This window comes from Azospirillum humicireducens, from assembly GCF_001639105.2.
In the GTDB taxonomy this organism is placed as follows: Bacteria; Pseudomonadota; Alphaproteobacteria; order Azospirillales; family Azospirillaceae; genus Azospirillum; species Azospirillum humicireducens.
Genome location: NZ_CP015285.1, coordinates 2,133,806 through 2,146,725, shown reverse-complemented (window position 1 = coordinate 2,146,725; position 12,920 = coordinate 2,133,806). Strand labels below are relative to the sequence as shown.

The following is a 12,920-nucleotide window of genomic DNA, read 5'->3' as shown; positions in this document are numbered from 1 at the left end:
TGCCATGGCCGAACTCCGCCCGAAAATCCTGGTGGTGGACGATATCCCGTCCAACGTCCATGTGCTCAGCCGCATCCTGAAGGACGAGTACGACATCTATTTCGCCACGGACGGTGAAAAGGCGCTGGATCTGGTCCAGGTTCGGATGCCCGACCTTGTCCTGCTGGACATCATGATGCCGGGAATGGACGGCTTCGAGGTGTGCCGCCGCATCAAGGGCGACCCCGCCACCCACGACATCCCGGTCATCTTCATCTCCGCCAAGAGCGAGGTGGAGGACGAGACCCGCGGGCTGGAGGTCGGGGCCATCGACTTCATCACCAAGCCGATCAGCCCGCCCATCGTGAAGGCGCGGGTGCGCAACCACCTGCTGCTGAAACGCCAGACCGATCTGCTGCGCAGCCTGTCCTTCCTGGACGGGCTGACCGGCATCGCCAACCGCCGACGCTTCGACGATGCGATGTCCCGCGAATGGCGGCGCTGCGCCCGTGCGCACCTGCCGTTGTCGCTCATCATCCTCGATGTCGATCATTTCAAGGCCTACAACGACCAGTACGGCCATCAGGTCGGCGACGAATGTCTGCGCGTGGTGGCCGAGGTGCTGTCGGAGAGGACGAGGCGGCCGAGCGACCTGGTCGCCCGCTATGGCGGGGAGGAGTTCGTCTGCCTGCTGCCGGAGACCGACGGTCCCGGCGCCACCCGCGTCGCCGAAGACCTCCGGGCCGGCGTGGCCGAACGGCGCATCCCGCATGCCCAGTCCCCCGTCGCCCCCTTCGTCACCATCAGCCTCGGCGTCGCCACGGTGATCCCGTCCGCCGCCGGCAGCCCGGACCGGCTGGCGGAGATTGCCGACCAGCTGCTCTATCGTGCCAAGCGCGCCGGCCGCAACCGCGTGCAGGACGCAACGGTGCCGGCGCTGTGACCGCCCCGCCCTCCGCCACTTCGCCTGCTGCACCGTCGTTCCGCGATGTCCGTGGCCGCGGCTTCTCCCGCCGGTCGACGCTGGACGCCGCCTGGACCTGGATCGATGGCCGGATCGCTCCGCCATCCGCCCGGCCTTTGCCGTTGGCGGAGTGCGGCGCTCTGGTGCTGTCGGAAGCGGTCGCGGCGCTGGGCGATTGGCCGCCGTCCGCCCGCGCCGCGACGGACGGCTATGCCGTGGCGGCGGCCGATACGCTGGGGGCCGGCTCCTACAATCCGGTGCCGCTGGCGGGCGCGCTCGCGGTGGTGGCCGGCGATCCGCTGCCGCCGGGCTGCGACGCGGTGATCCCCTATGAGGCGGCTCAGGCCGCCGGCCCTGTCGTCGAGGCGGTCGATGCCGTGGCACCCGGCAGCGGAGTGGAGCGCCGGGGCGCCTGGATGGCGGCCGGAAGCCCGCTGCTGCCGGCCGGCCGGCGCCTGCGCCCCGCCGACCTCGGGCTGCTTGCCGCCGCCGGGCATCGCATCCTGCCGGTCCTGCCGGCGCCGCGGGTGCGGATCCTGCTGGCCGGCGGTCCCAAGGCCGGTGCGGCGGAGCAGTTGGGGGACATGCTGGCCGCGCTGGTCCGGCGCGACGGCGGCACTGTCGAGGCGGTCGCCCCGCTGCCCGCCGACATCGACGCACTGGCTGACGCCTTCACCCGGCCCGGCGCCGACCTGATCCTGTCGGCTGGCCGCACCGGCACCGGTCCGGACGATGTGGCGCCACCCGCCCTGGCGAAGGCCGGCAGCCTGGATTTTCACGGCATCGCCATGCGGCCGGGCGGCAGTGCCGGGTTGGGACAGGCCGCCGGCGGTCCCGTGCTGCTGATACCGGGCGAACCGATGGCGGCGCTGGCGGCTTACGAGCTGCTGGCCGGGCGGGCGGTGCGGCATGCCGCCGGCTTGCCCGCCGGGCTGCCCCATGCCACCGTTCAGGCGGTGACCGTGCGCAAGCTGGTTTCGGAGATCGGCTGTGTCGACCTGCACCGGGTGCGGCTGGACGATGGGGGCAGGGTGGAACCGGTCGCCTCGCCCGGCTGGCCGGGACTGGCGGCGGCGGCTCGGGCCGATGGCTTCGTCCTGATCGGGGCGGACAGCGAAGGCGTGCCGGACGGCGGCGCGGTCACCATGTATCGTTTCGCCTGATTCGACTCTTCAAGGATTTGCCGCGTGCACAGTTCCGACCGCAGCCGCGAGGACATCCGCCGTTTCGTCGCCCTGGCCGCCCGCCAGGACCAGTTCCTGGAGGTGGTGAGCGGGGAGGAGGCGCGCGCCCGCTTCCATCGCCATCTCGACCTGTCCCCGCGGGGGGAGGAGCGGGTGCCGCTGTCCGCATCCCTCGGCCGCGTGCTGTCGGCCGACGTGGTGGCGGAGGTGGACGTTCCCGGCTTCGACCGCTCGGTGGTGGACGGCTTCGCCGTGCGAGCCGCCGATACGGCGGGTGCGGCGGAGGACGATCCGGTCGCCCTGCGCCTGAACGACGAGGTGCTGGCCGCCGGCCATGCCCCCGACCTGACGGTGGAGCCCGGAACCGCCACGGTGATCGCCACCGGCGGCATGCTGCCGCGCGGCGCCGATGCGGTGGTGATGGTGGAGACGACGGAAGCGGTGGAGCGGCCCGACGGCCTGTTCGTCACGTTGACCCGGCCCGCCACCCCCGGCGCCTTCGTCGCTGCCGCCGGGTCCGACATCGGCCGGGGCGAGGTGGTGCTGCGCCGGGGCCAGACATTGACCTCGCGCGAGATCGGCGTTCTCGCCGCCATCGGGCTGGCGGAGGTCGCCGTGGTGCGCCGCCCGCGCGTCGCCATCCTGTCCACCGGCGACGAGATCGTGGCGCCCGGCCAACCGATCCGCACCGGCGCGGTCTATGACAGCAACGGCGCCATCCTGGCCGCCGCTGTGACCGAGCTGGGGGCCGAGCCGGTGCCGCTGGGCATCGCTCCGGACGAGGACGGGGCGCTGGAGCGGCTGGTTGCCCAAGGGCTGCAGTGCGACGCGCTGCTGCTGTCGGGCGGCACCTCGAAAGGAGCGGGCGACCGCTCCCACCGCATCGTGGCGCAGCTGAAGGATCCCGGCATCGTCGCCCATGGCGTGGCGCTGAAGCCCGGCAAGCCGCTGTGCCTCGCGGTGACCGGCGGCAAGCCGGTGGTCATCCTGCCGGGCTTCCCGACCTCGGCCATGTTCACCTTCCACAGCTTCGTGGCGCCGGTGATCCGCGCCATGGCCGGCCTGCCGCCCGCGACGGCGGAGGAGGTGCCGGCCACCCTGCCGGTGCGGCTGGGATCGGAACGTGGGCGCACCGAATATGTCATGGTTTCGCTGGTCCATGGCGCCGATGGGGACACGCTGGCGGCCTATCCGCTGTCCAAGGGATCGGGCGCCGTCACCGCCTTCAGCCATGCCGATGGCTTCCTCGCCATCGACGCGCAGGCGGAGGCGGTGGAGGCGGGCACGCCGGTGTCCGTCCATCTGCTTGGCCGGGCGGTGGCCCCGGCCGATCTGATCGTGGTGGGCAGCCAGTGCATCGGCCTCAACGCCGTGCTCGGCGGCCTGATCGGGGAAGGGATGACGGTGAAGGCGTTGAATGTCGGCTCGATGGGCGGGCTGGCTTCGGCGCGGCGGGGCGAGTGCGACATCGCGCCGGTCCATCTCATGGATCCCGCCACCGGCACCTACAACATGCCCTTCCTGGCGCCGGGGCTGGAGCTGGTCGCCGGCTACCGCCGGATGCAGGGCATCGTCTTCCGCCGCGGCGATCCGCGTTTCGAGGGCAGGACGGCGGCCGAGGCGGCGGCGGCCGTCGCCGGTCTGGCCGACTGCATCCTGATCAACCGCAATGCCGGCAGCGGCACCCGCATCCTGACCGACCGGCTGCTGGGGCCGGCGCGGCCGACCGGCTACTGGACTCAGGCCAAGTCGCACAATGCCGTCGCCGTTGCGGTGGCGCAGAACCGTGCCGACTGGGGTGTGGCCATCGAGACGGCCGCGACCCTCTACGGACTGGGCTTCCTGCCGCTGCAGGAGGAGCATTACGACTTCGTCGTTCCCGCCGCCCGCCGCGACCGTCCCGCCGTCCGCCGCTTCGTCGAGGCGCTGGATAGGCCGGACGTGGCGGAGGCCCTGCGTGCCATGAGCTTCCTGCGATAGAGTCCGGCGGGCTCGCCCGGCAAATCCGGATAAAATCCTTTGAATTGGAATTCTTCGTGATCCAACGGACGGGTGGTTGCGTACTGCAGATCACGATGCGACATACAGGCTGGCGTGACGCTCGGGGGTGTCAAGGGGTGGCGACGGAGGTCTGAAAACTAGGCCGGTGCCGTGAATTCCGGGAATGGGTGCCATCCCTGGCTTGTGCAGCGGCCGATGTTCCCCTTGAATGGGTCCATGCAGGACCACACCCCCGCGGCCGACATGGCCCCCAGTCTGGAAGACCTGCTCGTCGCCGTCGGGCGCGAGCGGGACCGTCAGGCATTCGGGGTTCTGTTCGACCATTTCGCGCCACGGCTGAAGACGTATCTGCGCCGGTTGGGATGCGATTCCGCCGCCGCTGAAGAACTTGTTCAGGAGGTCATGCTGTTGGTCTGGCGTCGTGCCGAAACCTACGATCCGATCCACGCCTCCGCCGGCACCTGGGTGTTCACCATCGCGCGCAACAAGCGGATCGACGTGTTGCGCCGCGAGCAGCGGCCGGAGATCGATCCCGACGATCCGGCCCTGGTCCCCGAACCCCAGGAGGCCGCCGACCGCCGGATCGAGGCGAAGGAAAGCAGCGGCCGCCTGCGTGCCGCATTGAAGGACCTGCCGCCCGAACAGGCCGAACTGCTGCGCATGGCCTATTTCGAGGACAAGCCGCACAGCGTCATCTCCGCCGAGCACGGCATCCCGTTGGGCACCGTCAAATCGCGCCTGCGTCTGGCGATGGAACGCCTGCGCCGGTCGCTGAGGGATATGGGATGAGGCATTTCCGATGATTCGGCCGAGCCACCATCCGGGGGACACCCTGCTGATCGATTATGCCGGCGGCGCCCTGTGCGAAGGCGCCTCGCTGGCCGTGGCGATCCATCTGGCCTTCTGCCCCGCCTGCCGCCACGGGGTGGCGGAGATGGAGGCGATCGGCGGCGCCCTGCTCGATGAACTGGAGCCGGAACCGCTGTCCAACGGCTGCCTGGAGGCGCTGATGGCCCGTCTGGACCATGAGCGGCCTGCGCCCTGCCGTCCCGTGCCGAAGCCGTCCGCAGAGCAGTCGCGCTATCCCGAGCCATTGCGCAGCTATCTGCGCGGACGTCTCGGCCGCGACGGACGGATCGCGGAAGAGGGCTGGCGCTTTCTGCAGCCGGGCATGCGCGGCCTGGATCTGCTGTCCGGCCCCAACGGGACGACGCGGCTGATCCGCATGAAGGGCGGCGTCGGCGTGCCCCGGCACACCCATGGCGGCATCGAGCTGACCGTGGTGCTGGAGGGCGGCTTCTCCGACGAATTCGGCGCCTTCCTGCCCGGCGACCTCGCCATCGGCGATCCATCGCTGGTCCACCGGCCGGTATCCGACCCGGAGGGCTGCCTCTGCCTCGCCACAACCATCGGCGGCCTGCGGCTGACCGGGCCGGTGGGGCGGCTGTTGAACCGTTTCATCAAGTTCTGAAACGGAGACCGTCCGCGGGCCGTCGCTACCGGGTGCAGTCGGCCAGACCGTCGCGGCGCACCACCGCCATCCGCTGCTCGATCACCCCCGCCCGCCGGGCGACATAGGGGCCGGGGCGGGTGGGCGACCAGTTGCGCGGGCTGGGCAGCACCACGGCCAGCAGCGCCGCCTCGCGCCGGGTCAGCGCCGCGGCGGATTTGCCGAAATGGTGCCGCGCCGCGGCCTCCGCGCCATAGACGCCGTCGTCCCACTCCACGATGTTCAGATAGACCTCCAGAATGCGGCGCTTGGTCCACAGCCCTTCGATCAGCAGGGTGAACCAGGCCTCCGCTCCCTTGCGGGTCCAGCTGCGGTCGGGCCAGAGAAAGGCATTTTTGGCGGTCTGCTGGCTGATGGTGCTGCCGCCGCGCAGGCGCTTGCCCTCCTCGTTGTCCTCGAAGGCGCCCTCGATGGCAGCCCAGTCGAAGCCGCCATGGCCGCAGAAATTGCTGTCTTCCGACGCGATCACCGCATCCACCAGCGAGGGCGAGATGCGCTCCAGCGGTTCCCAGTCGCGGGACAGGCCGGAGCCGCCCAGCGCCCGGATCAGCATCAGCGGCGTTGCCGGCGGCGGTACGATCCGGTAGAGCGCCGCCCATAGGACGGTGAAGGCGACCAGTCCCGCCGCTCCGATCAGCGCCCAGCGCAACAGCGTCCGCATCCCGCACCGTCTCCGCCCTGATTCCGCGACACCCCTCAATGGGGGTGAGGCGGCGGCGGGTCAACAAGCGGCGCTCGCTTTGGGGCGCTTCGCCGCCATATAGTGCCGCCGATGGACCTCACCGCCGACCCCACCCCGATGCACAGCCTGGACGACGCGCCCGCCATGGTGGCCGGCGCGCGCCGCGTCGTGTCGCTGACGCTAGACGGCGAGGTGGAGGAGCTGTCGCTGGCCGCCGCCGCGTCGAAGGTGCGCCGCCAGCCGCCGCTGGTCTGCCATGCCCGCGCCTTCGCCCGCCGGCTGGGCATCGACGGCTTCCCGGCCTTCGATGTGCTGGAGCTGTTCGCCTTCGTCCATCCCGCCCGCTTCTGCGTCCCCACCCCGCGCGGCATCGCCGAGGCGCTCGACCTGCCCACCCCCGATGGGCATGAGGCGGAGGCCCTGGCCCTGCAGCGCGCGGTGCGCCGGCTGCTGGGCGACCTTGGCGCTGCCGGACGGGAGGAATCCTCCGACCCCGTCGCCTTCGCCTGGGAGATGGGACGCGCCGGCTGGCCCTGGGCGCCCGCGGTGCTGGCCGCACTCGGCAAGCCCGATGGGCCGGAGAAGGGGGCCGCCCGCTCGGGCCTGCGCGTCTGGACCCGCATCAAGGAGTGGGAGGAGGGCGCTCCCCCGCCGCCGCCCGCCCAGAACCCGGTGGACCCGGAGGAGGCGCGCCGGCGCCTCGCCGCCATGCTGTCGGCGACTGTGCTGGGCAAGGTGGCGGAGCCGCGGCCGCAGCAGGCCGACTATTCCAGCGCAGTGTCCGCCGCCTTCGCCCCGCGCCAGCTGCCCGACACCCCGAATGTCGTGCTGGCGGAGGCCGGAACCGGCGTCGGCAAGACGCTGGGTTATCTGGCGCCGGCCACGGTGTGGGCGGAGAAGAATGGCGGCACGGTCTGGATTTCCACCTACACCCGCAACCTCCAGCACCAGATCGACGCCGAGCTGGACCGGCTCTATGCCGACCCGGCGACCAAGGCGCGCAAGGTGGTGCTGCGCAAGGGGCGCGAGAACTACCTGTGTCTGCTGAATCTGGAAGAGGCTGTGCGCGCCATGCCCTTCCAGCCGCACAATGCCGTCGGCGTCGGGTTGATGGCGCGCTGGGCGGCGGCGACGCGCGACGGCGACATGACCGGCGGCGACTTCCCCGGCTGGCTGGTCGACATCGCCGGGCGCGGGCCCACCATGGGACTGGCCGACCGCCGCGGCGAGTGCATCTATTCCGCCTGCGACCATTACGCCCGCTGCTACATCGAGAAGAGCGTGCGCCGGGCGCGGCGCGCCGACATCGTCATCGCCAACCACGCGCTGGTGATGGTGCAGGCGGCGCTTGGCGGCGGCGAGGAGCCGACCCTGCCCAGCCGCTATGTCTTCGACGAGGGGCACCATGTCTTCGACGCCGCCGACAGCGCCTTTGCCGGCCATCTGACCGGGCGGGAGACCCAGGAGCTGCGGCGCTGGCTGCTCGGTGCGGAGGAGACCGGGCGCAGCCGCGCCCGCGGCCTGAAACGCCGGCTGGAGGACATTGTCGCCAATGACGAGGAGGCGCTGCGCCATCTCGACGACATCCTGATGGGCGCCCGCGTCCTGCCCGGCGACGGCTGGTCGGCGCGGCTGGCCGCCGACAACCCGCAGGGGCCGACCGAGCGCTTCCTGCTGCTGGCGCGTCAGCAGGTCTATGCCCGCACCGCCGGGCAGGGCGGCCCCTACAGCCTGGAAGCCGACAAGGCCTATCCGGTGGACGGGCTGCTGGAGGCCGCGGCGGAGCTGGAACAGGCGCTGGTCCGCCTGTCCGAACCGGTGGAGGCGCTGGCCCGCCGGCTGGCCCAGCGGTTGGAGGACGAGAGCGCAGAACTCGACTCCGACCAGCGCCGTCGCATCGATGCGCTGTCGCGCAGCCTGCACCGCCGTGGCACCCTGACGGTGGAGGCGTGGCGCGCCATGCTGCGCACCCTGCCGACCGAGACGCCGTCGCATTTCGTCGACTGGTTCGCGGTTGAGCGGATCGACGGGCGCGACATCGATGTCGGGCTGTACCGCCATTGGGTCGATCCGACCGTTCCCTTCGCCGAGGCGCTGGCCGGTCCCGCCCATGGCTTGGTGGTGACCTCCGCCACGCTGACCGACGGCACCGGCGACATCGGCCAGGACTGGCGCGCGGCGGAGGACCGCTGCGGCGCCAGCCATCTGCCGGCCCCGGCGATCCGGGCGCAGGTTCCTTCCCCCTTCGACTATCCGAACCGCACCCGCGTCTTCGTCGTCAACGACGTGCGCAAGGACGATCTGGGGCAGGTGGCGGCGGCCTACAAGTCGCTGTTCCTGGCGGCGGGCGGCGGCGGGCTCGGCCTGTTCACCGCGATCAGCCGCCTGCGCGCGGTGCGCGACCGCATCGCCGAACCGCTGGATCAGGTCGGCATCCCGCTCTATGCCCAGCATGTCGACCCGCTCGACGTCTCCACCCTGATCGACATCTTCCGCAACGAGGAGCATGCCTGCCTGCTCGGCACCGACGCGGTGCGCGACGGGGTGGACGTGCCGGGCCGCAGCTTGCGTCTGATCGTCTTCGACCGCGTGCCCTGGCCGCGCCCCGACATTCTCCACCGCGCCCGGCGCGACGCCTTCGGCCGCCGGCGCTACGAGGACATGATCACCCGCCTGCGCCTGAAGCAGGCCTTCGGCCGGCTGGTCCGCCGCGCCGACGACACCGGCGTGTTCGTCCTGCTCGACTCCATGATGCCGAGCCGGCTGGCCGGCGCCTTTCCGGAGGGGGTGGAAATGCGCCGGGTCGGGTTGAAGCAGGCGGTGGAGGAGACCGCGGAGTTCCTGCGGGGCTGGTGAGGCTCAGCCCGCGCAGGGGGCGGGGGCGGAAGCGTTGCCATCTCCTGCGGCCATTTCCAGCGGTCTTGCCGACGGTGCGTCGGCGGCGGGGAACCGAGCGGCAATCTCGGCCAGCGGGGCTGGCCGGCCCAGCAGATAGCCCTGCATCTGGTCGCAACCCTTCGATTGCAGAAAGCCGAACTGCTCCTCCGTCTCCACCCCCTCGGCGATGGTTTCCAGGCCGAGACCGTGGGCCATCATGATGATGGTCTCGACCAGCCGGGCCGCCGCGGCCCCGTCCGTGGCGTTGGAGACGAAACAGCGGTCGATCTTCAGCATGTCGAAAGGATAGCGCTGCAGATAGCTCAAGCTGGAATAGCCGGTGCCGAAATCGTCGATGGAGAGGCGGACGCCGAGGCCGCACAGCCGGTGAAGCGCGTCAGTCACCTCCGGCGTCTCGTCCATCAGGACGCCTTCGGTGATCTCCAGTTCCAGGCGGTTCGGCGGCAATCCGTGGGCGGCGAGCGCCTCCGTCACGCGGATGACGAAGGACGGGTCGCGCAGTTGCCGGGGCGAGACGTTGACGGCGACCCGCGGCGCCGATGCCTCCCTGCCGAACAGTTGGGCGGTTTCGCGGATCGCGGTCTCGATCACCCAGGCACCGATCTCCCCGATCAGCCCGACCTCTTCCGCCACGCAGATGAAATGCCCTGGCGCCTCCAGCGTGCCGTCGGGCTGGCGCCAGCGCAGCAACGCCTCCAGCGCAACCGGCCGGCGGCCCTCCGCCTGGACGATCGGCTGGTAGTGGAGCTCGAATTCCGACTGCTGAACGGCCAGCCTGAGGCGGCTTTCCAGAGCGATCCGCCGCTGAACGCGCTCGTTGATCTCGGCGGTGAAGAACTCGTAGCGGTTTCGGCCGCGTTCCTTCGCCCGATAGAGGGCAAGGTCGGCGTTGCGAAGAAGCTCCGGTGCGTCGGCCCCGTCCGCCGGATAAAGCGCGATGCCGATGCTGGCCGTCACGAAATGATCGTGGCCGCAGATCCGGAAGGGCGGGGCGAAGGCTTCCAGCACCCGTTCCGCGATGCCACGCGCCGCGACGTTGCCGGCGATGCAGGGCAGCACGACCAGGAACTCGTCACCGCCCATGCGGGCAAGGGTATCGCCCTGCCTGATCGATACCGACAGGCGGTTCGCCGCCTCCCGCAGCAGCGTATCGCCCGCCTCGTGTCCCAGCGTGTCATTGACGTTCTTGAAATTGTCGAGGTCGATGAACAGGAGAGCCGACGGCAGCTGGTTGCGCCGGGAGTTCAGGATCGCCTGCTCCAGCCGGTCGCGGGTCAGCAGGCGGTTGGCCAGCCCGGTCAGCTCGTCGAAATGCGCCTGCCGGTACAGCTGCTCCTCATAGCTGCGGCGAAGGGCGATGTCGTTCTCCAGCGCGGCGTTCGCCCCGGCCAGTTCGCAATTGGCGGCATACAGGTCGCCGGCCAGATCGTTGAAGGACTGGATCAGCTGGTCCAGCTCGTCGGGCTTGTTCGGCGCCGGCCGGTCCAGGGTGAGGAGCGGCGGCGAGGACCGGCGGTCATGCCGGCGCAGGTTGGCGGCGATGGAGATCAGATGGCGCGTCACCAGCCGGTGGCAGATGAACAGGATGAAGCCGGACACCAGGAAGGTCTTGATGCCCTGGCTGATCAGGATCACCTCCGCCGTCGTCAGCAGACGGTGGTACACGTCGTCCAGCGTCGCTTCCACCCGCAGCGTCCCCAATGTCAGGGTCTTCCCCTCCGCCATCCGGGTCAGCGGCATTTCGGCATGGAGGCCGGGCCGCTCCTGTGCCGTGCCGACCGTGAGCACCAGGGGGGACTTCGCGGTCGCGCTGTGCTCTGTCACCTCTGCCATCCGTATGTGCGGCAGGCGGATGATGCCGTTGAGCAGCAGGCGCAGCTGGTCGTGGTCGACCACCCACAGGCTGTTGCTCATGCTGGGAACGGTGCTGAGCCGTATCTCGTCGAACCGCTCTTCGATTCCGCGCAATTCCCGCCGGAAGTCGAAATAGAGCTGCAATGCTGTGGACACCAGCGTTACGAGGGTGCTGAAAAGAAGGATCCAGAACAAAAGACTGACGGCGATCCCGCTGCCGGCCCAAGGAATGGATAATCGTCGCCGCAAGGGTGGCGGGTTTCCATCATTGCCCGGACGGAACGCTATCGCCCGGCTTGGAGCGTTCCCGTCAGACATGGCCGTGCTCCGCACTGTTTTCGGGGGGCAAGGTAGCGGAGAGCCGGCGGGCGCGGACAGTTGGGGCTGATGCTGATCCCGAAGCGTGGAGTCGGACGGCAGATGGGCAAGAGCGCGGTGGGCGGGTTGGTGCCGCTTCAAGGAATAGATGGTGGTTCATGGCGTGTTGCATCGCTTCCGCTCCGCTCCATCCGCACTGGTGCGAGGCTGCCGCTTCCGGTGCTTTGCGCCAACTCCGCGCCTGCCTCTCCAGCCGGGCCTGCTTGCATTCTCCAATATGCATTCTTGCAATCGCCAGATTGCGGAGCAAGAGTTTCATGCGACCGCAACACATTGTTTTATTGAATCCGGAATGACCCGGTCATGGCGGCATGCCGCGGAGATTGGCCCGCTCCCGGCGGCTACGTCCGGTCTTCAAGCCGTGGACACGGAAAGCCGGCGCTGAATCCTTGCGGCGATTTCATTCGTACAGATAACTTTATCGCGCCGCATCATCCCGCCGGTGCGTAGACTGCGAGCAGCGCCGACAGGGTCACGACGCTGAAGACCGTGGACACCAGGATGGCCGAGGAGGTGCGCTCCACATAGGTCTGGTACTGGGTCGCCACCACGAAGGTCAGGGCGCCGGTCGGCAGGGCTGCCAGGATCACGGCGCTGCCGGTCCAGAAGGGGTCCATCGGGAACAGCGTCTGCGTCAGCACCCAGGCCAGCGCCGGATGCACCAGCAGCTTCAGCGCGCTGATCCACCCCGCCTCCGCCAGCCCGGCGGTCAGCCGCTGGGAGGCCAGGAACAGGCCGATGGCGAACAGGGCGCAGGGGCCGGCGGGAGAGCCCATCAATTCGCAGAAGGTGGCGATCGGCTTCGGCACCGCCACGCCGGGCAGCAGCGCCGACCAGGCGAGGCCGGCGGCAGTGGACAGGATCAGCGGATTCTTCGCCAGCGCCCGCCCGACATCGCGCAGAGCCTTGCCCACCCCGTTGCCATGGCTGTTGGCGAACTCCATCCACACCACCGCGATGCCGACCATGATGGCGCTCATGATGACGGTCGCCAGGATGGTGGGAGCCAGACGGTCCGGGCCGAAGGCGGCCAGGAACAGCGGGATTCCCATGTAGCCGGTGTTGGAGAAGGCGGCGTTCAGCCCCTGCATGCACTGGATCTGCGTGCGCTCCCGCCGCAGGAGCCGGCCGACGATCGCCCCCAGCGCATAGACCAGCAGCATCGATCCCAGGAAGGCGCCGATGAAGGGCCCGTTGAAGATTTCCGGGATCGACCGCCGCGCCGTCCCCAGGAACAGAACCGGCGGCAGTGCCATCCAATAGACGAACTTGTTGAGCGCCTCGGACGATGCGGCGCCCAGCAGCTTCGACTTTCCGGACAGGAAGCCGGCCAGAATGATGGCGAATACGGGAAATGCGACATTGAGGACGACGTTCATGATGGGCGACAATAGGCGGAGCCAACCGTCGCGTCGAGCGACCGACCCCTCCGCCGCGAGCATGGCACCCTTGACGCTGCCTGTGCGGTGT

General features: G+C 69.9%; 9 protein-coding genes. 6 read left to right on the top strand and 3 right to left on the bottom strand.

Annotation, left to right across the window (positions count from 1 at the left end):
- Positions 1-4: 4 nt before the first annotated feature.
- From A6A40_RS10005 to A6A40_RS09985, 5 genes are all read left to right on the top strand, one after another.
- Entirely contained in the window at positions 5-922 is a 918-nt protein-coding gene (locus A6A40_RS10005; protein ID WP_063635255.1) for a diguanylate cyclase domain-containing protein, read from the top strand.
- Positions 919-2,106, top strand: coding sequence for a molybdopterin-binding protein (locus A6A40_RS10000; protein WP_063635254.1), 1,188 nt, complete (start codon positions 919-921; stop codon positions 2,104-2,106). Before A6A40_RS10005 ends, A6A40_RS10000 begins: the two co-directional genes overlap by 4 nt.
- A 24-nt stretch (positions 2,107-2,130) precedes the next feature.
- On the top strand, positions 2,131-4,107 hold the full coding sequence (locus tag A6A40_RS09995; RefSeq protein ID WP_063635253.1) for a molybdopterin biosynthesis protein: 1,977 nt from the start codon (positions 2,131-2,133) through the stop codon (positions 4,105-4,107).
- Positions 4,108-4,344: 237 nt separating this feature from the next.
- Positions 4,345-4,917: a sigma-70 family RNA polymerase sigma factor gene (locus A6A40_RS09990; RefSeq protein ID WP_063636219.1), complete on the top strand. Its 573-nt coding sequence runs from the start codon at positions 4,345-4,347 to the stop codon at positions 4,915-4,917.
- Positions 4,918-4,927: 10 nt separating this feature from the next.
- Entirely contained in the window at positions 4,928-5,599 is a 672-nt protein-coding gene (locus A6A40_RS09985; protein ID WP_063635252.1) for a ChrR family anti-sigma-E factor, read from the top strand.
- A gap of 25 nt (positions 5,600-5,624) precedes the next feature.
- On the opposite strand, the gene mtgA is transcribed toward A6A40_RS09985, so the two are convergent.
- Positions 5,625-6,299 carry a monofunctional biosynthetic peptidoglycan transglycosylase gene (gene mtgA, locus A6A40_RS09980; RefSeq protein WP_063635251.1) on the bottom strand — a complete coding sequence of 225 codons (675 nt, stop codon included), beginning with the start codon at positions 6,297-6,299 and terminating at the stop codon, positions 5,625-5,627.
- A gap of 111 nt (positions 6,300-6,410) precedes the next feature.
- On the opposite strand from mtgA, the gene A6A40_RS09975 reads away from it, so the two are divergent.
- Positions 6,411-9,176 carry an ATP-dependent DNA helicase gene (locus A6A40_RS09975; protein ID WP_063635250.1) on the top strand — a complete coding sequence of 922 codons (2,766 nt, stop codon included), beginning with the start codon at positions 6,411-6,413 and terminating at the stop codon, positions 9,174-9,176.
- Between the two features lie 3 nt (positions 9,177-9,179).
- Here the strand turns inward: A6A40_RS09975 and A6A40_RS09970 are convergent, their stop codons facing one another.
- Positions 9,180-11,228 (bottom strand): putative bifunctional diguanylate cyclase/phosphodiesterase, encoded by a 2,049-nt coding sequence (locus A6A40_RS09970; RefSeq protein WP_236783629.1) that lies wholly within the window; start codon positions 11,226-11,228, stop codon positions 9,180-9,182.
- 653 nt (positions 11,229-11,881) lie between these two features.
- On the bottom strand, positions 11,882-12,829 hold the full coding sequence (locus tag A6A40_RS09965) for an AEC family transporter (RefSeq protein WP_063635248.1): 948 nt from the start codon (positions 12,827-12,829) through the stop codon (positions 11,882-11,884).
- Between the last annotated feature and the right edge of the window lie 91 nt (positions 12,830-12,920).

Bases quoted from the DNA above. Each gene is read 5' to 3' on its own strand.
- A6A40_RS10005 (WP_063635255.1), top strand. From the start codon at position 5: ATGGCCGAACTCCGCCCGAAAATCCTGGTGGTGGACGATATCCCGTCC.
- A6A40_RS09990 (WP_063636219.1), top strand. From the start codon at position 4,345: ATGCAGGACCACACCCCCGCGGCCGACATGGCCCCCAGTCTGGAAGAC.
- A6A40_RS09985 (WP_063635252.1), top strand. From the start codon at position 4,928: ATGATTCGGCCGAGCCACCATCCGGGGGACACCCTGCTGATCGATTAT.
- mtgA (WP_063635251.1), bottom strand. From the start codon at position 6,299: ATGCGGACGCTGTTGCGCTGGGCGCTGATCGGAGCGGCGGGACTGGTC.
- A6A40_RS09975 (WP_063635250.1), top strand. From the start codon at position 6,411: ATGGACCTCACCGCCGACCCCACCCCGATGCACAGCCTGGACGACGCG.
- A6A40_RS09965 (WP_063635248.1), bottom strand. From the start codon at position 12,829: ATGAACGTCGTCCTCAATGTCGCATTTCCCGTATTCGCCATCATTCTG.